General features: G+C 35.3%; 13 protein-coding genes. 5 read left to right on the forward strand and 8 right to left on the reverse strand.

Translation table 11 applies throughout. From position 1 onward, the window contains the following. Positions 1-162: 162 nt before the first annotated feature. The 3 genes from JI750_RS21625 to JI750_RS21635 form a co-directional block, all read right to left on the reverse strand. Positions 163-1,173 (reverse strand): 4-hydroxyproline epimerase, encoded by a 1,011-nt coding sequence (locus JI750_RS21625; protein ID WP_202006484.1) that lies wholly within the window; start codon positions 1,171-1,173, stop codon positions 163-165. Continuing rightward, entirely contained in the window at positions 1,174-2,757 is a 1,584-nt protein-coding gene (locus JI750_RS21630; protein WP_202006485.1) for an aldehyde dehydrogenase (NADP(+)), read from the reverse strand. It abuts the gene before it with no gap. Positions 2,758-2,956: 199 nt separating this feature from the next. Next, positions 2,957-3,871: a dihydrodipicolinate synthase family protein gene (locus JI750_RS21635; protein ID WP_111364674.1), complete on the reverse strand. Its 915-nt coding sequence runs from the start codon at positions 3,869-3,871 to the stop codon at positions 2,957-2,959. A gap of 179 nt (positions 3,872-4,050) precedes the next feature. Between JI750_RS21635 and JI750_RS21640 the strand changes: the two genes are divergently transcribed. Beyond that, entirely contained in the window at positions 4,051-4,896 is an 846-nt protein-coding gene (locus JI750_RS21640) for an AraC family transcriptional regulator (RefSeq protein ID WP_202006486.1), read from the forward strand. Between the two features lie 185 nt (positions 4,897-5,081). Here JI750_RS21640 and JI750_RS21645 read toward each other — a convergent pair whose 3' ends face one another. Then, entirely contained in the window at positions 5,082-7,286 is a 2,205-nt protein-coding gene (locus JI750_RS21645; RefSeq protein WP_202006487.1) for an alpha-galactosidase, read from the reverse strand. Between the two features lie 924 nt (positions 7,287-8,210). Here JI750_RS21645 and JI750_RS21650 point away from each other — a divergent pair. From JI750_RS21650 to JI750_RS21665, 4 genes are all read left to right on the forward strand, one after another. After that, a complete protein-coding gene (locus tag JI750_RS21650; RefSeq protein WP_202006488.1) occupies positions 8,211-11,405 on the forward strand; it encodes a SusC/RagA family TonB-linked outer membrane protein in 3,195 nt (1,064 codons plus the stop codon). Between the two features lie 19 nt (positions 11,406-11,424). Continuing rightward, positions 11,425-13,125, forward strand: coding sequence for a RagB/SusD family nutrient uptake outer membrane protein (locus JI750_RS21655; RefSeq protein ID WP_202006489.1), 1,701 nt, complete (start codon positions 11,425-11,427; stop codon positions 13,123-13,125). A gap of 86 nt (positions 13,126-13,211) precedes the next feature. Continuing rightward, positions 13,212-14,645, forward strand: a complete 1,434-nt coding sequence (locus JI750_RS21660; RefSeq protein WP_202006490.1) for a hypothetical protein — start codon at positions 13,212-13,214, stop codon at positions 14,643-14,645. A 55-nt stretch (positions 14,646-14,700) separates the two neighbouring features. After that, the gene (locus JI750_RS21665) at positions 14,701-16,710 is read left to right on the forward strand and encodes a hypothetical protein (protein WP_202006491.1); all 2,010 of its coding nucleotides are present in this window, start codon (positions 14,701-14,703) and stop codon (positions 16,708-16,710) included. Positions 16,711-16,774: 64 nt separating this feature from the next. Here the strand turns inward: JI750_RS21665 and JI750_RS21670 are convergent, their stop codons facing one another. From JI750_RS21670 to JI750_RS21685, 4 genes are all read right to left on the reverse strand, one after another. After that, entirely contained in the window at positions 16,775-19,726 is a 2,952-nt protein-coding gene (locus JI750_RS21670) for an FAD-binding and (Fe-S)-binding domain-containing protein (protein WP_202006492.1), read from the reverse strand. 231 nt (positions 19,727-19,957) lie between these two features. Next, positions 19,958-22,255 carry an aminotransferase class III-fold pyridoxal phosphate-dependent enzyme gene (locus JI750_RS21675; protein ID WP_202006493.1) on the reverse strand — a complete coding sequence of 766 codons (2,298 nt, stop codon included), beginning with the start codon at positions 22,253-22,255 and terminating at the stop codon, positions 19,958-19,960. Positions 22,256-22,416: 161 nt separating this feature from the next. Further along, positions 22,417-24,552, reverse strand: a complete 2,136-nt coding sequence (locus tag JI750_RS21680) for a beta-galactosidase (RefSeq protein ID WP_202006494.1) — start codon at positions 24,550-24,552, stop codon at positions 22,417-22,419. Between the two features lie 46 nt (positions 24,553-24,598). After that, entirely contained in the window at positions 24,599-26,605 is a 2,007-nt protein-coding gene (locus JI750_RS21685; RefSeq protein ID WP_202006495.1) for an MGH1-like glycoside hydrolase domain-containing protein, read from the reverse strand. Positions 26,606-26,646 lie beyond the last annotated feature (41 nt).

Raw genomic sequence — 26,646 nt, forward strand, 5'->3', positions numbered from 1 at the left:
TTATATTGTAAATCTTAAGCAAAAAACAATTGCATCTTCTCGATTGAAAATTTTTAAAATCCCCTAGTTGAAGCTAGGGGATATAAAAAAACAATAACTCAACTATTGGCACAATTCATTTTATATTGCTTCCTAAGATTCATTATATTATAATTTGATTTTTTAAATTACCTGAAATCCAAACGCATATGGATCGTCACTTTCATCAATTATAATATTATTGTATCCGTATACTTTTGCCCAACCTTGTATGCTCGGAACAATAGCAGGAATATCTCCGATAGAAGTTTCTTCTACCACTTTTCCAATAAATTTGCTTCCAATATAACTTTCGTGAATAAACTCTTCACCTTTTTTTAATTTCCCTTTAGCGTGCAATTGCGCCATTCTTGCCGATGTTCCTGTTCCGCAAGGCGAACGATCGATTGCTTTATCACCATAAAAAACAGCATTTCTTCCTGATGAAGTCGCATCTATAGGCGTTCCTGTCCACAACATATGCGATACATCTCGAATTGTATCGTTTTCTGGATGAATGAAATAATCTGGATATTTTTCATTAATTTTTTTGCGCACTTCCTGACTATACTGAACAATTTTGCTTGCTGTAAAATCCTGAACTCCAGAAAAATTCTTTTGCGGATCGACAATAGCATAATAATTTCCTCCGTAAGCCACATCAAAAACAATCTCACCCAATTCTTCACAATCAATAGTAAGACCTTCGGCAGCTAGATAAGATTTAACGTTGGTCAGACGTACCCAATCTACTTTTTTTCCTGTTTGCTGATATTCGATGTGCACTAAACCTGCAGGCGCTTCCATTTTGATAACACCTGGAGTTTTTGGTGTAACCAAGCCCTCTTCTACAGCAATTGTAATTGTTCCAATTGTTCCGTGTCCACACATTGGCAGACATCCAGAAGTTTCTATAAATAAAATCCCAACATCGTTTGTAGGATCGCTTGGCGGATATAAAATACTGCCGCTCATCATGTCGTGTCCTCTAGGCTCAAACATTAATCCTTTGCGGATCCAGTCATATTCTTTTAAAAAATGCTGCCGTTTTTCGCTCATTGAATCACCTTGCAGATTTGGTCCCCCACCAGCAACAACCCGAACTGGATTCCCGCACGTATGGGCATCTACGCAAAAAAAAGTTTTCTTTACCATTTATATTTGAGATAGTGTTAGTTTATTATTTATTGTACGAACAATTTGCAACGGATTCTCGTTTTGTAATTCAGCTGGCAGCAATTCATTTGGCCAATTCTGATAACTTAATGGCCTTACCCATCTATAAACTGCATGAATACCAACAGCTGTGTAACGTGAGTCTGACGATGCAGGATAAGGTCCGCCGTGAAGCATAGAAGCACAAACTTCTACACCTGTAGGAACACCATTAAAAATTAAGCGTCCCACACGATTTTGCAAAGCAGAAATAATCTCCTTGTGAGTTTCAATTTCTCCCTCTTCACTTATAATTGTTCCTGTTAGCTGTCCTTCCAGCTTAGAAATTACTTCTATTAATTCAGTCTCATTTTCGCATTCTATTAAAATAGAAAATGGACCAAAAACTTCATTGTGCAATATTTTATTTTCTAAAAATTCCTTGCCATCAACCTTCAAAACTGTTGGAGTACCATGATTTGGTATCATTACTCCTTTAAACTGTGCGATTTTTGAAACCCCATTCTGTTCTTCAATCTGTGCTATTCCGCTATTAAAATCAGCATAAATAGAAGGATGCAACATACAGCCAGGCTGGATTTTCTCGATAGCTTGATTAAGATTTTCTTCAAACTCATTCAATTCTTCACCTCTTAAAGCTAGTAATAATCCTGGGTTAGTGCAAAATTGTCCCGCTCCTAAAGTAATGGAACCTGCATAGGCTGTCGCCCATTTTTGGCTGTTTTTTTTCAATGCATTTGGTAAAAGCACCACTGGATTTATACTTCCCATTTCGGCAAATACCGGAATTGGCTCTGGACGCTGTGCTGCTAAATCGCACAAAGCTCGTCCGCCTTTGATGCTTCCTGTAAAACCTACTCCTTTTACCAATGGGTGTTTAACTAAACTCGTTCCCAGGGTTCTTCCATCTCCTATAAGATTTGAAAAAATACCTTCGGGCATATTGGTTTTCTGAGCCGCTTTAATAATTGCCGAAGCAACCATTTCGCCCGTTCCAATATGCATCGAGTGGCTTTTTACAATAACTGGACAACCCGAAGCCAAAGCTGAAGCTGTATCTCCTCCGCTTGTAGAGAATGCAAAAGGAAAGTTGCTTGATCCAAAAACCACAATTGGCCCTAGAGGCACTAACATTTTGCGCAAGTCTTCTTTTGGCGCAGGCTGTCTGTCAATTATTGCAGTATCTATTGTTGCTTGAACCCAGCTTCCTTCAGTAAGCATTTCGGCAAAAGCTCTTAACTGGCCAATCATTCGACCGCGCTCCCCTTCGGCTCTACCTCTCGGAAAACCTGATTCAGTGCAGTATTGATCTAAAAGAGTATCTCCTAAAGCTAAAATTTCTTCAGCAATTGCGTTTAAAAATCTAGCTTTTTCAACACCTGAATATTTTTTATAACTCGCAAATGCCTGATTGGCCAAAGTAACCGCTTCATCAATTTCATCTTGAGTTGCCTCTGTAAAAGTCCACGGATTTTCTTTATTTAATAATGGATTAAACGTTTTTAAGGTTTTTGAACCGCTTGCTTTAAGCTGACTTCCTATATAATTTTTTCCTGTAATCATGTTTTTATCTTATAAATGAATTAAGTGCCATTTTAGTTTTCAGCCTCTGTTTTAATCTCAAGTTTCAGTCGCAGCCCCAGTAAACACAGTAACCGAAAACCCTGACTGTAAATGGAAACTGAAAAACTGAGACTGCGACTGAAAGCTGAGGACCGAGACTGAAAACTAAAAAAGCAAAGCCAATCGTTTAAATATGCTGTTATAAATTTTTATAGTCTGGTAAAGTTGGTCTTGTACGTAATCCTTCAGCGATAATAGCTAGAACTCTTTCTCTTTCTGCTCCTTGCAATGGTAATCTTGGCGCGCGAACATATTCTGAACCAATTCCTGTTGCAACTTCTGCTAATTTGATATTCTGAACCAAAAATGCATTTATATCCAATTCTAATAAAGGTAAGAACCATCTGTAGATTTTTAACGCTTCATCAAATCTTCCTGCTTTTGCTAATTTGTAAATTGCCACTGTTTCTTCAGGGAAAGCACAAACCAATCCAGAAACCCATCCATCAGAACCCATAAATAAACTTTCTAATGCTAATGTGTCAACTCCTGATAATATTTTTAAACGATCTCCAAAACGGTTGATCATTCTAGTAACATTAGAAATATCTCTTGTAGATTCTTTTACTGCTTGAATGTTGTCATATTTTAATAATTCTTCAAACATGTCTAAAGTAACTTCAATTTTATAGTCAACTGGATTGTTGTAAACCATAATAGGAAGCGAAGTGTTTTTTGCTACTTCACTATAGAAAGTAACGGTTTCAAAATCAGATGCTTTATAACGCATTGGAGGAAGCATCATTAATCCTTTTGCTCCATCTTGCTCAGCTTTATTGGCAGCTAAAATTGCATTTTTTGTAGACTGCTCTGCAATGTTCATAATTACAGGCACTTTATTTTCTGTTAGCGAAACAGTATGTTTTACTAATTCTCTTTTTTCTTCTTCTAAAAGTGTGCTGGCTTCACCTAAAGTGCCTCCTAAAATAATTCCTGAAACTCCAGCATTTAATTGTGCCTTCATATTAACTTCAAACATGTTGAAGTCTAATTTGTCATCTGCAGTAAATTTTGTGGTTACCGCTGGCATAACGCCATTCCATTGAATACTCATAATTTTAATTTTTTATTAAGGCCAAAATTATCTAGAAACAATAGAGCGCACCCTTTAAAAATTACCACAAAATGATACTATATTACCCTATATAACAATAAAACCCAAAAAATAGAACATTATAGCATCATTTTTTTATTCAAATGCAATATATTTGATTATAACTAACTAACCACTATATGAAAGTTTTCCCGTTTAAAATTCCAAAATCTGGAGAAGATCCCCTTATATATCAAGAAGATATCGAAGTATCATTCTATGATAAATTGCATCAGCATGAAGAAATTCAAATTAGTTTTATAGAAAAAGGAGAAGGTGCCGTTTTTGCAGGTGACACTATTTCTCAATATCATGAAGGCGATATACTCGTAATTGGAAGTAATTTGCCACATGTTTTTAGAAGCGACGTTCAGGAAAATGTAATTTCTGTAATGCGTACCTTATTTTTTACCTTCAATTCGTTTGGTAAAGATTTTTTTGAATTGTCAACTTTTAGAAATATCCATCCGATTTTAGAAAGCAGCAAAAACGGATTTATAATCCATAACGCACCAAAAAAAGTTGTCAAATATTTCAAGAAACTTAAAAAAGCTGACAGTTATACGCGTTTTATATTATTTCTAGATATTATGAAATGGCTATCTACATCAGAAACTACTCCGCTTTCTAATTATTTGTATCAAAAGAAAATTACGGACAATGAGGGAAAAAGAATGCAGATTGTATTTGAATATGTCATGACCAATTTTCATAAAAACATCACTCTGGATGAAATTGCTTCAATTGCCAGTATGACAAAGAATGCTTTCTGCCGGTATTTTAAAGTCCGGACCAACAAGTCTTTTTTTCAATTTTTAATTGAAGTACGTATTGAGAGAGCAGCAAAGCTATTATCTAATAATGAAGAACTCTCTGTTTTGGAAATTGCCGAATTATGCGGTTTCAATAATATTTCCAATTTTAACCGAAAGTTTAAGGAATTAAAACAGCTTTCGCCTTTACAATATAGAAAACTGAATTTGTAATTTGTGTAAACAAATTGCTCGCAAAGTCGCGAAGTTTTTTGCCACAGATCATTAAGATTTAAATGATTATAAAAAATCTGTATAAATCTGCTTCAATCATTTTTAATCTGCGTGAAAAAAAACAGCTGTTTAATCCCATCTTAACGAGATTAAACAGCTGTTTTGCTATATAAAAAATCTTTTTTTTAATTCCCTGATACTGCTGTAATTTCGAGCACAACACTTGATTCTACTTTTGAAGAAGAAACTCTCAAACCTACATTCATCAAATAATCTCCTGTAAAAGATTCTCCAGATTCTTGCAGCGTTTTCTTTGCTTCAGGCATTAAATTAATTTCTTCAACTTTATAGATTTTATTAGCATCTAAGCCTTCAAAACGAACCAAATTATATTGTGGATCATAAAGCGGATGAAGCGTATACGAAAACAAAACCGCTTTGTCTTTTGATTCATCAACATACATTAATACAGCGCGACTGTCTTCATAAGGAGAAACAATTCGGTACATATCGCCATGCCAAATTACAGAACTTAATCTTTTATAATTTGCAACTGCATCCTGAGTATATTTTAATTCATTTTCTTTCAGCTCTTTTATATTAATGTCAAAACCTAATTTACCCATCATGGCAACGTCTGTTTTGAATTTAATAGACTGATTTCCCCACGATGTTACGTGATTGCAAATTGCAAAAGCTGGAAAAAACTGCGAGTAACCCCACTGAATAAATACTCTATTATAAGGATCAGTATTGTCACTTGCCCAAAATTCTGTGAAGTATTTTAAAAAAGCATAATCTGTTCTTCCGCCACCTCCAGCGCAAAGCATCATTGGCAAATGTGGATATTTGGTTTTAATTCTTTCTAAAACTTTATATAAACCCCTAGTATATTCAATAAACAAATGGGATTGCTGATTTTTTAAATAGGTAGAATAAGCGTTAGTCATCATTCGGTTGCAATCCCATTTAAAAAAGGCTACTCCTCCATTGGTCTGCATAATATCGTCTACTGTTTTAAACACAAAATCCTGCACTTTAGGATTCGATAAATCCAAAACCAATTGTGTTCTGTAATAATTCTCTTCCCTATTCGGCAATTTTAAAACCCAATCAGGATGTTTTTCATACAATTCACTTTTCGGATTAACCATTTCGGGTTCAATCCAGATTCCGAATTTAACTCCAGTTTTTTCAGCCTGTTGCATTAGAAATCCTAAACCATTTGGCAGTTTTGTTTTCGTTGCCTCCCAATCTCCTAAACCAGATTTGTCACCGCTTCTTGGGTACTTATTTCCAAACCATCCGTCGTCTAATAAAAACATATCGACGCCTAATGTTTTAGCATCTTCAAACATATCAGTCAATTTCTTTTCATCGAAATTAAAAAAAGTAGTTTCCCAATTGTTCAATAAAGTTAAGCGAGATTTGTCTCCATCTTTAACGCCATAGTTTTTTGCCCAAGAATGTAAATTCCTGCTAGCCTGTCCTTTTCCTTTATTTGAAAAAGTATAAATGAAAGATGGTGTTGTAAATACTTCTCCTGGCTGAAGACTATATTCTGAAGCAAACGGATTAATTCCAGAACTGATTCTAAGTGACTTTTTATTGTCAAGTTCAAAAGTAAACTTAAAATTTCCCGACCAGGCAATTGTTCCTGCAACAAGCTCTCCAGTATTTTCTTTAGCTTTATCGTTCAATGCCAAAAAGAAAACCGGCGTCTGATACATATTAGTTCTTACGCCTAATTTAGAATCAATTACTTTCGCTCCACTTGTCAATTCACTTTCCTGCATTCGAACTTCTTTTGCCCAATCACCATGAAATTGAGTGAGCCAATATTTATCCGCATCAAAATGTAGCATAGACGAAGCATAGTTGTACAACGTTACCGGTTTCTTTTCGCGGTGTACAATCTCTGTCCATTGCTCAATTACATTTTCTTTATAAAAAGATTTATAATGCAAAGTCACTTCTACAGGATAAACTGGATCTTTCATTTTTATGCTAGTTTCAGCAGTATTGCCATCTATTTTTGTTGTCTGATGACTTACGTACACTAACTCCAAAGCAGGATTTCCGTCGTTATGCGTCATTCGGATAGCCGATTCAAACAAATTATCAGTGCCGTAGGTTGGATACGCCTGATGTCTTAGATTAAGCAATGGATTTCCGTCGTTTATAACAAATGTTCTTTCTGTTTCTTTAGAAAGCGTATGATATGCCGAAGCTTCCAGTTTTTCACCTAAATAAGATTGGTAAAGCAATCCGTTTTTAGCCACTTTTAAGATTAATGCCGAGTTCTGGGTTTCAATAGCAATGGGATCATTTTGCGTATTAGCCTTCCAAAAGAAAGAAGTCAGAACTAATAGGAATAGTACTTTTTTCATAAAATTTTAATTAACAATAGTGAATGTTCTTTATTGAAGATTCTAAAAGAAATCAATCCCAACCTTTTCAGATTAGAATTATATTTCTTTTAAAACTCCGTGCCTCACATTTATCAATTAAACCACGAGAAAAATACCATTTGCATAACTAAGCAAGTCAATCACTTACAGCATGCAATTCATAGTAAAAATAGTTTTTGAGCTCTTATAAACTATTCTTATTATGATATATGGAAATTCAAAAGTAGGAAAAATATAATTGAATTCTAATTTATATGCACTTGTTTCTTTTTTCGCCATCGCAAAAAAATAATTTTAAAAATAGATTTTTGATAATTTTTGCACCACTATTTCTGTATTCTGATATTTTATTACCTGAAAATTGTTTTGAATCGCAAAATAAGACGAAATATAAACAGGTTTACTCTTACATATTAGCCTAAATTGCCGACTGGTATGGTTGAAAAAATAAAATGAAGCAAAAGAAGCATAAAATTTCTTCAATTTTTTTTCTGATACTATATTATCCACTTTCAAAAAACAAACAACTCCATACCGAATTCAAATTTTAGATTGATTATTTAAATATTGGTCCTATTTATATATTAAAGTAAATTGTTTTCAGCAGATGATAAAAAATGATTTATTAATACAAATCTCCCTGATTTGTGTTTTGCGCATATATTATCCACTTTATTTTTCATATTATCTTAAATCTCTTTTGTTTATTGCAGATACATCAAAAAACTGGTGGGTACTGGTATGTGTTGGTTTGGAAACATTTATACATTTGGATTTCAACATTTATCAATTTTTTTCATAAACAATATGCAAGAGCTCAAAGGCATTTTGTTTCTCCAAATGGAAAAGATAAAATGGACCACAAGAAAATAAATTACTAACCAACAAAAACCACTAAGAAACATGACCAAACAAAAACCAACAAAAGATTGGTTTTCTTCTGAGATATGGAAGATTACCAAACTCACATCGGGAGCCTTATTGACGCTTAGTTTACAAACCTCTTTTGCAGCAGAGTTAAAAGAGAATAATTTCTCCGACAAACTGACTACTAATTTAACCCTGACAAAGAACGAAAGCACATCGTTTGCCGTAGAAAAACTAATAAAGGGTAAAGTAACGGGTACACAAGGCGAACCGCTTCCTGGTGTAAACATTTTAGTAAAAGGAACCAAAATTACGGCTGTAACAGACTTTGATGGTAATTTTACTATCGAAGTTCCAGACTCCAACAGTATTCTTGTGTTTTCTTATACTGGATTTTTAACAAAAGAAGTTCGTGCAGACGATGCTGCAAGCATTCAGCTTGAAGAGCAAAATCAGACTTTAAACGAAGTTGTTGTCGTTGGGTACGGAACACAGAAAAAAGCTTCTACAACGGGAGCAATTGCATCGATTAAAGGAGGGGTTCTGACTCAAAATGCATCTGCAAACGTATCAAATGGAATTGCTGGGCGTATGTCTGGAGTAATCGCTAACAATCGTTCTGGAAGACCTGGTGATGACAGTTCAAGCCTTTTAATTAGAGGTTTTAACTCTTTTGGAGGAGGAACAAGTCCGCTTGTAGTTGTTGATGGTATTCCTGATCGTGATTTGAACAGAATTAACCCAGATGATATTGAATCTGTAACGGTTTTAAAAGATGCGTCGGCAGCTATTTATGGGGTTCGTTCTGCAAATGGAGTAATTCTTGTTACCACTAAAAGAGGTAAAATTGGTGCTCCAACAATTAAAATTGACGGTTCTTATGGTGTTCAGCAGTTAACGAGAATGAGCGAAAGAGTTAATTCGTGGGAATACATGACGTATTACAACGAACTTAATGCTCATAAAGGGAGTACGCTTCCTTATACTCAGGCAGAAATTGACAAATACAAAGCAGGAAATGATCCTAATTATACCAGCACAGACTGGATGAAACAGGTTTACAGAAAAGATGCTCCACAAGCTAATCTTTCGCTTTCTGTAAATGGAGGTAATGAGCAGGTTAAATATTTCTTTTCTGGGCAATATTTGAATCAAGATAGTAATCTTAGATATAGTGACGAGAGATACAGACAGTTCAATTTGAGATCTAATATCGATGTTAATATTACTTCAAACTTTAAAGTAAATTTAGACATTGCTACCCGTAAAGAAGATCGTAACTACCCTGCAGTAAGCATTGGAAGTATTATGCACGAGACTGTTAGTATGTATCCTTTTATTCCTGCATACTGGAAAAATGGTTATCCATCTTCGGGTATTACAAACGGTAGAAACCCAATTTTAATGTCTTCTCCGTCCGCAGGTTATGACAAAGTGGTAAACTTAATTGTAAACCCTAAAATCGGTTTTGAACTAAAATTGCCAAGAATAACTGAAGGATTATCTCTAAGCGGATATGCTGCATTTGATTATAATGTCCGCAGTGAAAAGAAATTCACAAAACCTTGGGATGCTTATTCTTATGACAAAACAAATGATAGTTACAATAATGTAAAAAGTAGTACTAGCATAACAAGTGTAATGCAAGAAGAACGAATTGCTAATCAAAATACCTATTTCGCAAAATTAGCCTACGATCGTAAATTCAACAAACATGCAGTAAATGCTTTTGTAGGATATGAGCAGACTACAATGGACAAAACCCAAACTTATGCTTATAGAAGAGATTTATTGAGCGACCAATTGGATCAAATTTTTACTGGAAGCACCAAAGGACAAAATGCTACGGGCGGTGCATATCAAGACGGACGTGAAAGTTTCCTTGGGAGAATGGCTTACAATTTTGATGATAAATACTTTGCAGAAGTTACTGCTCGTTACAACGGATCATTCAACTTCCCATCTTCAACTCGTTGGGGTATGTTCCCTGCGATAAGTGCGGGCTGGAAAATATCTGAAGAGCCTTTCTTTAAAAATAACATCAAATTAATTGACCAGCTTAAAATAAGAGCTTCTTGGGGAAGAATGGGTAATGACGATTTAAGGGAAACTATTAATGGCGTAGAATATCTTAACCAATATCTTTTCTTAACAAGATATCAGTTAACAACAGATCAGCAGCTTTATACCTACTTTGGATCAGATTATACATTAAACAACAGTATTTATCTTTCTTCTACCCCGAACCCAAATATTACTTGGGAAATTCAAGACTCTAAAAACATTGGTTTTGATTTTGGATTCTTTGGAAATAAATTAACAGCAACTTTTGACTATTTCAGTAATAAAAGATCTGACATCTTAGCGGCAAGAAATGCGTCTGTGCCTTTGTACACAGGATTATCGCTTCCAAAAGAGAATATCGGAAAAACGGTAAACAGAGGAACTGACTGGTCTATTAATTATGCTGATAATATTAATAGTTTCAAATATAATGTTGGTTTTAATTTTACATATGCACAAAGTGAAGTATTGTTTCGTGATGAAGCAGCAAACATCCCTGCATGGCAAAAATCAACAGGAAGAGCTATCGATTCTTGGTTAGTTTACCAAACAAACGGAATCTACCGTACTCAGGCAGAAGTCGATAACTCACCTCATTTTGAAGGAGCAAAACCAGGAGATCTTTGGGTAAAAGATACTGACGGCGACGGAAGCATCACTTCTAATGATAAAGTGAGAATTCCTGAATCTGCAACGCCAAAAATTGCTTATGGTATTCCGATGAGAGCTGAATACAAAGGTTTCTCTGTAGACATGCTTTGGACAGGACAAGCAAAAGCACGACAAATGATATTGCCACAAGCTCAAGGAGCAATTGTAGCACCTCCAAGATGGTTATACGAAGACAGATACACAGCAGATAATCCAAATTCTAAATATCCTGTTGCCTTCAATGATTCTGATCCAAGAAACAATATTGATGCAGACTTTTGGTTAAAAGATGCTTCTTTCTTTAGATTAAAATCTTTAGAAGTTTCTTATACATTACCTGAAAAACTTCTATCACGATTCGGAATACTAAACACGAGATTTTATGCGGGAGGAACTAATTTGTTCTCAATTGACCACATGAAACAATACAATTTAGATCCTGAAACAAATAATAAGACAGGAATAATTTATCCACAAACCCGTATTTACAGAATCGGTGTAAGCATTGAATTATAACAAGGTAAAAGAACAAGACATGAAAAATTATAAAATCAATAATCTAATAAATATAAAAAAGAAGGCTCTTATAGCTGCTTCTCTTTTTATTGCTGTTGCCGCTGTAACATCCTGTAGTGAAGATCCTTTAGATAAAGTTCCTTTAGACTCTTATACTGATGAAAATGTGTGGAATGACTTAAAACTTACAGAAGCTTTCGCTAACAATCTTTACACAGTATTACCTAGCACACAGCACAACTGGAACGACAGAACCAACCGAAGCTGGATCTTATCTACTGCATGCGATGAAGCCTTTAATAATTTCAACGATTATGATGTGTGGAATATGAATTCTGGAGCCATTACTCCAGACAACGCAGGTAATTTCAACACTTGGAAACCTACTTATGCTACCATTCAAAATTGCAACATCTTTTTGTCTCGAATAGATAACGTACCTGGTGACGACGCTTGGAGGAACAGATTAAAAGGCGAAGTGCTTTTCTTAAGAGCTTATGCTTATTTCAAATTAATTAGCGATTACGGTGGAGTTCCTCTTGTTACTAAGCCTTTTGAGTTAAATAGTGATTTTAAAGTAGACCGCAGTTCTTATGAGCAATGTATTGATTTTATTGTTGGCGAATTAGACAAAGCTGCTGAATTACTTCCTTTAACAGCAACTGATCTAGGAAGAGTTACAAAGGGTGCGGCTCTTGCCATAAAATCTAGAACATTACTTTATGCTGCAAGTCCGCAATGGAATCCATCTAATGATTTGACAAAATGGAAAAAAGCATCAGATGCCGCAAAAGCAGTTATGGATTTAAATATATATTCGCTTTACGATAAAAAATATGAAGATCTTTTTACTACAAACAATTCAGAAGTGATCTTCTCTCGTTTGTCTAGCAAAGATCCGCAATGGAGCGCTTTCAATGGTGTAGAAATGTTTAATTCACCTAGCGGTTTTCATGGATGGGCAAATTTTGCTCCGAGCCAAAGCCATATTGATGCTTACGGAACAGCTGATGGAAAAGACATTACAGATCCAACATCAGGTTACGATCCTCAAAAACCGTATGTAAACAGAGATCCACGTTTTTACAAAAACATCGTTTACGACGGACGTGCTTATGGAAAACCAGAGTTCTTTCAAGATCGTTACGATGCAGGAAGTTCAAACAAAGCTGAATTCTACGAAGGCGGTTTAGATTCTCCTCAAGGATGGGATACTTGGAACGCTAGTAAAACACGTTACACTTTCCGTAAATATTGCGATACAACATACAATTACAATAATGAAACGCAAACTAATAAAGCTTGGATTATTTCACGTTTAGGAGAAATATATCTAAATTATGCTGAATCAGAATTTAAATTGGGACATGAAGGAACTGCAATTCAATATCTTAATTTATTAAGACAACGCGCAGGAATTACAAATCCTCTGACAGGTTTAACTGGAACAGCTTTAGAGAATAAAATCCGCAACGAAAGACAAGTTGAATTATGTCTTGAAGGATTCCGCTACTATGACGTACGTCGTTGGAAAATAGCCGAAGAAACTGAAAACAAACCTTTAATGGGAGTAATTATTACCAAAAATAATGACGGTTCTAAAACTTACACCTACTCCAAAGTTCAGGAAAGGATTTTCAAACCACAGCATTATCTGCTTCCTATACCGAGAGACGAGATTAATAGAACGGGTTTACCCCAAAACCCCGGTTATAATTAATTATAGCCAATTAAGCAAACCCATCTAGGGGGATGGGTTTGCTTTTAAAATGTATTCAGATCAAAATTCAAATCGAAAATAGCTTTATGAAAAATCATTTTTTAGTTTTACTGGCCAATTGCTGTTTCTTTTTGAATGCGTTTAGTCAAGAAACAGTTACTTTCAAATCTTCAGATGCTGCACTTCAGCTTGCTTTTGAGCGTGCCAAAAGTATGGCACTTAGTTATAAAGGAGATTCAAATGATCCTGTTGGACCATGGTATGAAGCAGCTCTTCCTTCTCGATCTGCATTTTGTATGCGCGACGTATCACATCAGAGCATTGGTGCAGAAATTCTTGGACTGAGTAAGGAAAATAAAAATATACTTTCACTATTTGCTAAAAACATTTCAGAAAGTAAAGACTGGTGCTCGTATTGGGAAATCAATAAATATGGAAAACCAGCTCCCGAAGATTATAGAAATGACAAAGAATTTTGGTACAATCTGAATAGCAATTTTGATGTCATATTTGCTTGTTGGAGATTGTATTTATGGACAGGTGATGAAGGTTATATAAATAATCCTGAGTTTGAGAATTTCTTTGAAAAATCATCAACGGAATATATAAAACGCTGGAATCTAGAATCGGAATCATTATTGACCAGATCCGAATTCTTAAACACTCCAGTTCCATTTGATATTAAAGATGATTTTCATAGATGTCGTGGACTGGCTTCTTATTCTGAAGGCATTCCTGGTTTAAAAATGGGAGTCGATCTTGTTGCAGCAATTTATCGAGGTCTGCTCACCTATTCTTTTATTTTGAAGGAAAAAGGAGAATTTGAAAAAGCTGTTTTCTTTGAAAAAGAAGCAAAAAAATATCAAACTCAAATCGAAAATGTTTGGTGGGATAAAAGCGAATTAGCTTATAATGTAATTTATACTGCTGATGGAAAATTTAGCAAAGATGCGGGCGAACTTTTCTTATTATGGTTTGACGCTTTGACAGATGAAAACAGAACTAAAAATACAATTGATCATATTATTTCTGGCAAAAGCAATGTCGAAAATGCTTCTTATCTTCCTTTTCTGTTATACAAAAATGGTTACGAAGATAAAGCTTACGAATACATTTTACACTTAACCGACCCTGAAACCAAAAGAAGAGAATATCCAGAAGTTTCATATGGTGTGATCGAAGGCATCATACACGGTTATATGGGCATAGAGCCAGATGCATCAAAAAAAATAATAACAACAGTAAATCGAGGAAAAAAAGATAGCATTTCTGAGGTCGACAATTTACCCGTGTTACAGACAACATTAGCTGTACAACACAAAAACCAAACAACAACACTACACAACAAAGGCGAAAATTTTATAGAATGGAAAGCTATGTTTACTGGAAATTATACTTCTATTTTTATAAATGATAAAAAAGCTGCCGTAATTCATGAAAAGGACAACAAGGGAAATCCCTACACTGCTATTACAATTCGTGTGAATCCTGGCCAGAAAATAACGGCAGCCTATCGCTAAAACAACTCGTTCAATGTACTACTAATACAATGGACACAATTTAAAATTAAACGCTATGAAGATATCTTCTAGAAAAAAACTTAAACCTATCTTATTTGTCCTTATTGCTTTATGCTTTATTACAAATACAGTATTTTCGCAAGACGATCAACGTTGGCAAATTAATACCGACGGTTCTATTTCTTGGCAAATAAATAATACAATTCCGCATGATGATCATATTGAAATGAGCGGTAAAAGAATCTCCTGCGTTCTGAGATATGGCGTGGCGGCAGATGGCTCATTTCATGCTACACGCAGTTTAGTTTGGCCAATGCTGAGAACCATTCCTAATAATACGCATGCAAGCTTAACGCGTCAGTTTGCACAGGATGCTTTTGATCTTGTCACAGTAAATTACAAACCAATTCCAGCAGAAAAAACAATCTCGCTGACTCTTAACGGAACATTATTCGTTAAAAGCAAAACCGATAAACTTGAACTTACAAGACAGTTTTTTCCCTCTACAGCTTTATCAGTTTATAATGAAATCTATACCATTAAAAACAGTTCTGATAAAAACTGTATCGTAGAGATTCCAAAATCTAATGCGGTTTATGCTACAGATCCAGCAAAAGGAACTGAAGGTAGTTATAGTATTCATGCAGATCTTATTAATAGTGGAAGTTTTAATCTGAAACCAAATGAAACCGTTAGTTTTTCTGTTATCTATTCGGGCATTAAAGCAAACGAAACAGTTCCTTCTGTAAATGCCGAAGAAGAAAAAAACAAACGTTTAGAATTGATCAGTGAAATATGGAGCAAATTGATTTTGGAAACGCCAGATCAGGTTTTGAATACCGAATTTGCTTTCGCGAAAATCAGAGCGGCAGAAAGTATTTTTGAAACCAAAGGCGGTCCTATGCACGGTCCTGGTGGAGAATCATATTATGCCGCCATTTGGGCAAATGATCAAGCTGAATATATTGGTCCTTTTTTTCCATATTTAGGTTACGAATATGGAAATCAAGCTTCACTAAATGCATATCTTCAGTTTGCCAAATTCATAAACAAAGAATATAAAGCGATTCCTAGTTCTATTGTTGCTGAAGGAACAGATATTTGGGCTGGTGCGGGAGATCGCGGAGACGGCGCTATGATTGCTTATGGAGCTGCACGTTACGCGCTTTCGAGAGGAAATTCAGATGAAGCAAAACAATTATGGCCATTAATTGAATGGTGCTTAGAATATTGCCATAGAAAAATAAATGCTGATGGCGTAGTCGCTTCTGATTCTGATGAACTTGAGGGACGTCTTCCTTCTGGAAAAGCCAATCTTAATACCTCTTCTTTATACTATGATGCTTTAAACTCTGCGGTTTATCTAGGTAAGGTTTTAGGAAAAAACGAAGCACAACTGAAAGCCTATAAAGCCGAAGCTGAAAAATTAAGAACCGCTATCGAAAAGTATTTTGGAGCTAAAGTTGAAGGCTTTGAAACCTACAAATACTATAAAGAAAATGATGTCTTAAGAGCTTGGATCTGTACGCCACTTACAATGGGTATTTATGATAGAAAAGACGGAACTATAGATGCGTTATTTTCTTCTAGATTATGGACTAAAGATGGTCTTGCAAGCGTTGCTGGAGATAAAATATTCTGGGATCGTTCTACTTTATATGCTTTAAGAGGAGTTCTTGCTGCAGGCGAAACAGATAAAGCGCTAGATTTCTTGCATTATTATTCCAATCGACGTTTATTAGGAGATCACGTTCCTTATCCTGTAGAAGCCTATCCAGAAGGCGATCAGCGTCATCTTTCGGCTGAAAGCGGTTTGTATTGCCGAATTTTTACAGAAGGTTTATTTGGTATTCGTCCGACAGGCCTGTACAGTTTCGATTTTACACCAAGACTTCCTAAATCTTGGTCTACTATGAAACTAAAGCGTATTCATGCATTTGAGCACGATTTCGATATTACAGTTGAAAGAGCTGGCAAAAATCTAAAGTTAAAAATAACTGACGGGAAAAAGCTGGCAATCAATAAAGTCATTAAAGATGGTAATACCATAAATATTAAGTTATAATTTTTTTTTTGAATTATTGTTTTTTGATACAAGCCTCCAAAATACATTTTTGGAGGTTTGTTTTTTATTTCAAAGCCTTAAACAATATTTCTACCGGATGCAATGATTTTCGCCCTGTTCCATCTGCAATTTGATGTCTACAACTTGTTCCTGAAGCAGAAATTAATGTGGCGTTTTCTTCTGCCCTAATTGTCGGAAACAAAACCAGTTCTCCAATTTTCATCGAAATATCATAATGCTCTTTTTCGTAACCAAAAGAACCTGCCATACCGCAACAACCAGTCGGAATATTCAAAACAGTATAATTCTTTGGCAGTGAAAGTATCTTTTTTAGCGGAACTAAAGAAGACAAACTTTTCTGAAAACAGTGTCCATGCATTCTCACTCTTTCTGTTTGATCTGTAAAGCTATCAGATGCAATTCGTCCCGCCTCCAACTCTTGAGCTAGAAATTCTTCAATTACAAAAGTTTTAGTTGCTGCTTTTTTTGCCTTTTCTTTTAAACCTCCACGGCATAAATCGGGATATTCGTCGCGAAAAGAAAGTATTGCCGAAGGTTCGATTCCGATTAAAACACCATTATTTGGAATCGCATTTTCAAAATCTTTGATATTCTGTTCTGCAATTTCTCGCGCTTCTTTCAGCATTCCTTTTGAGAGATACGTTCTCCCACTTATGCCAATTTTAGGAACTAAAACTTTATATCCTAATCTATTTAAAAGTTTGACAGCTGTCTGCCCTATTTCAACATCATAATAATTCAGGAATTCGTCATTATACAAATACACATTTCCGTTCCTAAAATCACTTATTTGACTATAGCTTTTTATCCATTTTGCAAAAGTAATTTTGTGCATTAAAGGCAATTGTCTCTCTGTAGCAAAACCAGTTCCTTTTTTAATCCAATTACCTAGAATTCCTTTGGTTGACAAATTATATAGCCACGGAACTGAAGCAAGCAACTGATTTACTTTTGGCGTATTTCCAATCAATTTAGACCTAAATTTTACACCATTTTTATCATGATACTGTTGTAATGTTTCAGCTTTCAGTTTCGCCATATCTACATTTGAAGGACATTCAGATTTACAGCCTTTACAGCTTAAACATAAATCCAAAACCTCCAACAGATTTTCATCATCAAATCGGTTTGTTTTTGTAGAATTTGTTATGGTTTCTCTGAGCATATTGGCACGCGCTCGAGTTGTATGTTTTTCATCTCGCGTAGCCATGTAACTTGGACACATTGTGCCTCCGCTCTTCTCTGTTTTTCTACAATCACCAGATCCGTTGCACATTTCTGCCGCGCGAAGGATTCCGTTATGTTCTGAGAAATCGAAATACGTTTCAGGCATTGGCGTATCTTGTCCTGCTATATATCGCAGACTCGTATCCATAGGAGGCGTATTCACAATTTTCCCAGGATTGAAAACTCCCCACGGATCCCAAACCTTTTTTATCTGAACAAATAATTGATAAATTTCATCTCCCAACATTAGCGGAATAAACTCTCCTCTAAGCCTTCCATCCCCATGTTCTCCACTCAACGAACCTTTGTACTTTTTGACCAAATGCGCAATGTCCGTTGCAATAGTTCTAAAAAGTGTAGTTCCTTCTTCGGTTTTTAAATCTATAATCGGACGCAAATGTAATTCACCAGTTGCTGCATGCGCGTAATGCACACAGTTTAGATTTCTCTCTTTTAATATAGCATTAAAATCTACGATAAAATTAGGTAGGTCATTAACGTCAACCGCTGTGTCTTCAATTACGGCAACTGCCTTTGCATCACCCGGAATATTAGACAATAATCCCAATCCTGCTTTTCTTAATGCCCAGACTTTGTTGGTATCTTCACCATAAACAATCGGGAAATGATATCCTAAATTTTTAGAACGCATTAAAGCTTCCATTTCTTTTGCAATGCTGTCAATTTCTTCTTGAGAATCTCTCAAAAATTCTACCGCTAAAATAGCCTGAGGATCGCCCTTCACAAAAAAACGATTCTTGCTTTGTTCGATATTTTCTTTGGTGCATTCTAGAATATAATGGTCAATTAACTCCACACTATCTGGGTTAAATTTCAATGCTTCAATATTAGCTTTTAAAGATTCATGAATACTTTCAAAATGAACGCAAACCAAAGCGGAATACGGTTTTAAGGCATCAACCAAATTTAGTTTGATTGCTGTAGAAAAAAACAATGTTCCCTCAGATCCCGCAATTAGTTTACAGAAATTGAACTTTTCAGCAGAATCATCAAATGGACTGCTGTCTGCCAATAAATCCAAAGCATATCCTGTATTTCTTCTTGGAATTGATTTTTTAGGAAAATTAGCTTCAAATAAACTTCGGTTATGTTCAGATGATAGTATTTCTTTAGCTTGAACATAAATAGCCTGTTCCAACGGACTAATAACATTAATTCCGTTGCATTTATCTTCAAACTCGGCATTGGTTAGATAACCAAAAACAACTTCATTTCCATCTGCTAAAAAACCTTTTATTTCTAGTACATGTTCTCTGGTTGATCCGTAAACAACAGATCGGGCTCCGCAGGCATTATTTCCCACCATTCCACCAATCATACAGCGATTGCTTGTAGAGGTTTCTGGTCCAAAAAAAAGTTTATATGGCTTTAAATGAAGATTCAATTCATCACGAATAACACCAGGTTCTACCCAAACCGATTTTTCTTCCTGATTTACCGAAATAATTTTGGTGAACTCTTGCGAAATATCAACCACAATTCCATTTCCAACGACTTGCCCCGCCAGCGAAGTTCCAGCGGCACGAGGAATGATACTGCTATTGTTTTCTTTTGCAAAAGCAATTATTTTCTGGATATCTTCTTTTGTTTTCGGAATGGCTACGGCCAATGGCATTTCTTTGTAAGCGCTTGCATCTGTTGCGTAAAGCAGACGCATGGTATGATCGTAAAATAATTTGCCCTCTAATTGCTTTTCTAAACCTTCAAGTTTAGCAGAAATCTTTGGAAGGATATTATTATCATTCATTTTAATATTATATTATATCGGTGTGCTTTTATCCGAAAATAGATTAAAGTCAGTAATAATCTTTGTTTGGTACTTTTTATTATTTTGAAAATACAATTCAGAAACCCAATGAAGATTTTGTCATTTCGACCGAAGGGAGAAATCACACAAGAAACTCCTCAATCAAAATCACCAATCTTTGTCGAATTCCGCGTGTGATTTCTCCCTTCGGTCGAAATGACAATATTGCGTTTATAATTCGCTCAATGCAATGTCCAATAACTCAACCATTTCATCAGCATTTTGTTTATTAAACGGCATTGGTGGTTTTATTTTTAAAACATTATGTAGAGGTCCGTCTGTACTTAACAAATATCCTTTGGCTTTTAGCTTCTCTACAACAATATCAATTTCAGGAACAGCAGGTTCCATAGTCGTTTTATCTTTTACCATTTCTGCTCCAATAAATAATCCGTGTCCTCGAACATCACTGATAATAGGATATTTAGCCATTAAAGCTTTTAATCCATCCATTAGATAATTTCCTGTTTCGAGAGCGTGCTGTTGCATTTCTTCCTTTTCAATTACCTCTAAAACAGCTAATCCTGTAGCCATAGAAACAGGATTCCCGCCGAAAGTATTAAAGTATTCCAAGCCATTATTGAACGCTTCTGCAATCTCCTCTGTTACTATTACAGCTGCAAGTGGATGCCCGTTCCCGATTGGTTTTCCTAAAACAACAATATCTGGAACTACATTTTGCAATTCGAATCCCCAGAAATGATCTCCAATTCGTCCAAATCCAACCTGAACTTCATCTGCAATACAGACTCCACCTGCCGCACGAACGTAGTCGTAAACGGTTTTTAAATAGTTTTCTGGCAACGGAATCTGACCGCCAACTCCTAATAAAGTTTCACAGATAAATACTGCTGGCGCTTTATCTTCTTTCTTTAAGTCTTCAATAATTCGCTGTACATCTGCTGCATATTTTTCTCCTGCTTCTGCATCACCATATTTATAAGGACCGCGGTACAAATCTGGATTTATTGCTTTATGAATCCAAGGCATTTGACCCGAACCGCCTTTGCTGTCAAATTTATACGGACTCATTTCCATTGCCACTGTCGAAGTTCCGTGATAAGCATGATCGAGTACGATAATATCTTTTTGTTTTGTAAAATGACGGCTCATTCTGATCGCTAAATCATTGGCTTCACTACCGGAATTCACAAAATAACAAACGCTTAATTTTTCTGGCAAAGTTGCTGTTAGTTTTTCGGCATATTCAGTTATGGCGTCATTCAAATATCTAGTATTTGTATTTAAAGTCGCTATTTGATGTTGCATTTTTCTAACCACAACCGGATGGCAATGTCCCACATGCGATGGATTATTTACACAATCAACAAAAGTTCTCCCTTTGTCATCATACAAATATTGTAAAGCTCCTTTTACAATTTTCAATTTGTCCTTGTAGCCAATACTCAGATTTCTACCTATTTTCTTTTTTCTAATTTCAAGCAATTCTGAGTAATCATCATTGGTAATTAATCCTTCAAAACCACAAGCTTTTCTAAAGGCATCTTGCGCCTTGATTGGATTAATTTTTATCAATTTATACAACAAATCCCAAGCTGGTTTTTCGGTCACAAAATGGTGTTCGTTGTTACTGTCCAGCGATGCATTATAGGCAGATTGTGTCACGCTGATGCAAAGTCTTCCTGCAATGAGATAATACAATAAATCTAATTCTTGTTCGGTAAGAGCATGCGAGTTATGATATCCTTTGACAATTTCTGTGGCTACAGCCAACGGATCTTCTTCGTCAAGCATCGCGTAAACACAAGCAATCGCTAAATTGTTGATTAAAGCGGTGTATACCATATCCCCAAAATCAATCAGTCCGCTAATGTGATTGTCTTTCACTAAAACATTATAATCGTTGGCATCGTTATGAATATACGCATGTCTTAAACGGTGTATTCGCGGTAATACTTCTGTATCAAACTGCAACAAAAAATAACCTGCAATACGCCTTCTTTCGTGATTTAAAATATACTTTAGATTATCGCCGGCCTCACTAGCTCGGCTAATATCCCAAGTATAATTTCGGTGCATTGCCGGATGAGAAAAATCAGCCAAAGCGTTATCCATTTTTCCTAGAAAAGAGCCTAAGTTATAATGCAGTTCGCTGTTTTTGTTCTTTTCATCTACCCAAAAAGTGCCTTCTAAAAAGTTGAGAATTCGAATATAATAGATTTGAGAATCTGTTACAATCTGAGTCAGCTCTTCTCCTTTTGTATTCAGGACGAAGTGCTGAAAACAATCAGAAATATCACTTTTGGTAAGATGCCTTATAATAGCGGCCTGCGCTTCCAGAAAAGGAAACGGATGGCTTTCATTTGATACTTTTAGAATATACTTTTCATTTTTCTCATTCGATAAAAGAAAATTCAATTCATCATATCCATTTAATGCTTTTACGGTTACTTCTAATCCGTAATGTTCTTTTACTAAATCCTGAATAACTGTTTCTGAAAAAGTCATTGTATTCTATTAAAATGTTTTATATTTTTTTTAGCCCCGACCCGAGCGAAAGCGAACAGGCAAAGCAATTGCACTAATTTACACGAATTACAATTAAAATATTATTAAAAAAAAATTAGTGCAAATTTGTGCAATTCGTAGCGTATTTATTGTTGTCCTCTTTATTTCCAAATAACAGCCTGAGCTGGTTCTAATGGATTTTTTCCAACTAATATTTTACTTCCTGCAGGAATTGGTAAATTAATGGTTTCGTTGGTATAATTTACACCCACATAAAAGCCATCACGCCATTCTACATAAACGCCTTTTGGTAAATCTTGAATAGCAACTTTTGCACGTTCATATACCGTTCTTACCACTTGTCTCTCCAGATTCCCATCTTTACTTTCAGCTCCAATATAAGTAACGGTTCCTTTTCCAAGTTTTCTAGTAATCGCAGCCGCTTTGCCTTTGTAAAACTGATCGGCATAAGAAGCTAAAACTTCGGTTCCTTGTTTCGGATTTAAAACATCAGCCCAAACATTCCACTTATAGGTATTGTTTCCTGCAGTTATGGTTCCGTTTACATCTTCAACCAACATATCAAAAAACTCAACATCTGCTCCGATTAAAGGTACAATTGGTCCGCTCCAATTTGCTTCGAAGAAATGACCATTTTTATCTTTCTGCCCTGTACGGCACGAAAGAATTAAATTTCCGCCATTTTCAACATATTTCGTCCATTTGTCTACCAGTTTTTGATCAACTAATTGATACGCTGGAGCAACAATAAACGGATAATCCGAAAAATCGCTTTCTTCTGTAATAAAATCCATTGGCGCACCCGTTGATTTTACTGCCGAAGTATAGGTGTTTCTATGTCTCCAAGTACTCCAGAATTCTGTTTGCTTCTGATTTTCTAAATCCCACAGATTTTCATGACTCCATAAAAATCCAGTCTTTCTTTTTGCAATTTCTTGCGGAATAACTGCTTTTGGGTTGTATTCTTTACGAAGCAATTTCATGTCTTCGATAGACTGAACAAATTCTTTTCCTCCTGTGGTTAACGTTACGCCATCTGTACCGACAATTCCGTCATGATACATTTCGCTACTTCCAAGCGGATGTCTGTATCTGTAAGTACAAGTAAAAGAACAGCCTCCACCAAAAGCCTGAGAAATCCACATGTGGGCTGTTCCAGGCAGTAACTGCGGATTAATGCTTGCCCAATTTACTTGTCCTGGCTGCATTTCCATTACTCCAGTAACGCCATTTATAGATCTGTAATAATCATTGGCTTCCGAAATTTTATTAGGATGTCCCATTCTGAAATTTTGTCCACCTAATTGATTTCTTCCGCTTACAGGATACATGGTATAGGTTGCAAAATCCATTTTATCCGTTCTTCTTGGATCTGCTCCATAAACTACATTAGTGTAATTTGTAGTAATCCATTGTTTTGGGTCAATGTATTTTCGAAGTACTTCAGCTTGTAAATTCAAATATTCTGCTTGAGAATCTGCTGTGTATCTTTTGAAATCTAAAATAGCATGAGGGCTAAGTTTGTCTTCAAAATAAATCTCTGCATTTGGAATCGCAATCTGTTCAAAATTATTGTATCTGATGCTCCAGAAACTGGCTACCCATTCCGTATTCAATTTTTCGATTGTTCCATATTTCGCTTTTAGCCATTTCTGAAATCCTTTTTGTGCTGAAGGACTAAAATCGTCTGGCGCACCTGGTTCATTATCAACCTGCCAGCCAATAACATTTTTATTATTGCCGTATCTTTTTGCTAATTCAGTTACAATTTTGGCAACAAATTCTCTGTATTTTTCATTAGATACAGACTGATTGGCTCTATTACCGTGCTCTCTGCGTCTTCCACTTGCATCAACAAGATAGATTTCAGGATACTTTTCCCCCATCCATGCTGGAGGAGTTGGCGTTGGTGTACACATGATTACTTTCAAGCCTTGTTTTTCTGCAATTGCCAAAGCATCATCTAACCATTTAAAATCGTATTTTCCTTCTTCAGGCTCCATATAAGTCCAAGCAAACTCAGCAAAGTGCGTAAACTCAAAACCGAGTTTTTTAATATTTTTTAGATCACGCTCCCATTGTTCTCTTGGCCACTGTTCTGGATAATAGTATACTCCGATCTGCATTAAATCTGGCTTTGAGAAAAATCGTTGCGGATCTTTATTTTCTGAAACTGTACTTTTCTTATTTTGAGCAAAAACAGGCGTTGAATGGCTGCCTGCTATAAGCAATCCAGCTGTAATTATTTTTGTGAAAGATATATTGTGGTTAAACATAGTTAGTATTGTTATGTTCGTAATTGTATTTGATAGTTAGATTCAATTATTTATCCTCCAAAAGCAACATTAAATAATGAGAAGCCGACCAACTGAAATTGAACGCCTCTAATCCTTTTCCTGTAACTGGCTGATAATTTTCTCTAATAGAAGTTCCTTTATCCAAAACTCCTTCAGCATTATGCATAAGTTTATGTGCCAATTGATTTGCTTCATTTGTGTAACCGTACTTCTCTAAACCATTGACTCCGAAATAACTTTGATCCAACCAAACTGGCCCTCTCCAGTATCCGTTATCAGGTTTAAACTTCGGATGATTTGCTGCTAATGTCGGCAAAGGAACCAAAGTATTCAAACTAGCCGAATCAAGCATATTTGCTTTTGCAGATTTGGCTTGCTCAGCAGATGCTACTTCTGCCCAAATCGGACAATATCCTTCGCATCCCATTGCTTTTATCAATGTTTTGCCGTCAATTGTCGTGTCATAAAACCAGCCTGTCGCTTCATCCCAAAATTGCTTTTGAATTTTCGTTCTTAAAGCAACACTTTCTTCTTTCCATTTTTTCGCTTCATCATTCAGTTTTAGAATTATTGCCATTTTGTTTAGAAAGTTTTTCTCAGCAAATAAAAATGAATTTAAATCAACGCTTTCCTGATCTAACGAATAAGCTTTCTCTGCATTTTTAAGGATTTTACTATCATCAAAACGAACGGCATTATCCATTCCGCTTTCCCACTTTGCTGCAATTACAGTTCCGTCTGTTGATCCAAATTCGCATAAACCATCCTGATCGTGATCGCGTTCTTTATACCACCAATTGTGATATAATTTAAGCTTTGGATAAAACTCTTTTAAAAAATTAATGTCTTTATTCTTTTCATAAATCTTCCAGATTGCCCAAGCTGCAAGCGGTGCTTTTGTATTTCTGTAATTGTTTTCTTCAAGAAGATTATTTCTGTAAATACAATCTGGAATAAAACCATTTGGTTCTTGATAATCAAACAAAGCGCGCATTTGATTTTTAGCTAATTCGGTATCATAATTAGCTACCGCAACAGCATGTTTCCAACTGTCCCAAGCCCAAAAGCCATGAAACCATTCATAATTATAACTCGGAAAAAGGCCTCCATGTTTTAATCCTTCTGCTGCAATTCTTGTATTGGTTTGTAAAGTCAATACTAATTTTGCTGCCAAATCTGAATAAATCTGATCTTTGTAAATGTTTTTCTTTTTGGCATTTAATTGTGCCAATTGATTTTCTTTTTCTTTTTGTGTGTTGTCTAACAGTGTAGTAAAAACTGTTTTTTGTATAGTTTCATTTTCAGTTTTCCATGAATATTGCGGAAAAATAAAACTTTGCGAAACTATAATTTCTTTGGTTTCATTTGGTTTTAAAACCAATTTTTCTGTCTGCGCTCTGTATCCTTGTTTAGAAATTTCAATTGATGCTTTCGATTTTAGGAATTGAATATAACCAATAGCTATACTTTTGGATGAAGTTATTTTTAAAGTATTGTTTTCATTAGAGAATTGTAAATCATCTAAAAAAAGAGACGCATTATAAGAAGGAAAAATAGTGATTGATTTTCCACTTTTATTTGTAATCATTGTTCTTTGCAAAGCCGAATGGCCAGACAAAAATACTAATTGCTGTTTTACTTCTAATTTTTCATTTTTAAACTCCTGTTCTAAATGGCTATTGTAGCTGTTTTGCGATACAAATGAACTTTTCCAATTGATGATATCTTGTTTATTTTCGTCATTTAACTGTAACGAAACAAAAGAAGAACTTAACCATACGCCATTTTGTTCTGTCATCAAAAAAGGTCCGGAAAACCCTGCCTGAATTTGAGACGATTCCAAAAATCCAAATCCGAACCAAGCGCCTTTATCAGAAAACGCCAATGCTTTTCGGTCTGTTGCATTTACTGGATTTCCTTTAAAATTAATACTATTTTTAGATGATTCTAAGTTGGAGTATTTTTTCTGGGACCAGCTTAATTGTATTATAACGAAGGAAGCAAGAATGAAAAATATTTTCTTTTTGTCCATGTTTATTTTTTTTAATTGTGTGTTATTTAGATAAAGATCAA

Source organism: Flavobacterium tagetis, from assembly GCF_016735615.1.
Lineage (GTDB): Bacteria > Bacteroidota > Bacteroidia > Flavobacteriales > Flavobacteriaceae > Flavobacterium > Flavobacterium tagetis.

Coding starts and splice junctions, on each gene's coding strand:
- JI750_RS21625 (WP_202006484.1), bottom strand. CDS start 1,173: ATGGTAAAGAAAACTTTTTTTTGCGTAGATGCCCATACGTGCGGGAAT.
- JI750_RS21630 (WP_202006485.1), bottom strand. CDS start 2,757: ATGATTACAGGAAAAAATTATATAGGAAGTCAGCTTAAAGCAAGCGGT.
- JI750_RS21635 (WP_111364674.1), bottom strand. CDS start 3,871: ATGAGTATTCAATGGAATGGCGTTATGCCAGCGGTAACCACAAAATTT.
- JI750_RS21640 (WP_202006486.1), top strand. CDS start 4,051: ATGAAAGTTTTCCCGTTTAAAATTCCAAAATCTGGAGAAGATCCCCTT.
- JI750_RS21645 (WP_202006487.1), bottom strand. CDS start 7,286: ATGAAAAAAGTACTATTCCTATTAGTTCTGACTTCTTTCTTTTGGAAG.
- JI750_RS21650 (WP_202006488.1), top strand. CDS start 8,211: ATGACCAAACAAAAACCAACAAAAGATTGGTTTTCTTCTGAGATATGG.
- JI750_RS21655 (WP_202006489.1), top strand. CDS start 11,425: ATGAAAAATTATAAAATCAATAATCTAATAAATATAAAAAAGAAGGCT.
- JI750_RS21660 (WP_202006490.1), top strand. CDS start 13,212: ATGAAAAATCATTTTTTAGTTTTACTGGCCAATTGCTGTTTCTTTTTG.
- JI750_RS21665 (WP_202006491.1), top strand. CDS start 14,701: ATGAAGATATCTTCTAGAAAAAAACTTAAACCTATCTTATTTGTCCTT.
- JI750_RS21670 (WP_202006492.1), bottom strand. CDS start 19,726: ATGAATGATAATAATATCCTTCCAAAGATTTCTGCTAAACTTGAAGGT.
- JI750_RS21675 (WP_202006493.1), bottom strand. CDS start 22,255: ATGACTTTTTCAGAAACAGTTATTCAGGATTTAGTAAAAGAACATTAC.
- JI750_RS21680 (WP_202006494.1), bottom strand. CDS start 24,552: ATGTTTAACCACAATATATCTTTCACAAAAATAATTACAGCTGGATTG.
- JI750_RS21685 (WP_202006495.1), bottom strand. CDS start 26,605: ATGGACAAAAAGAAAATATTTTTCATTCTTGCTTCCTTCGTTATAATA.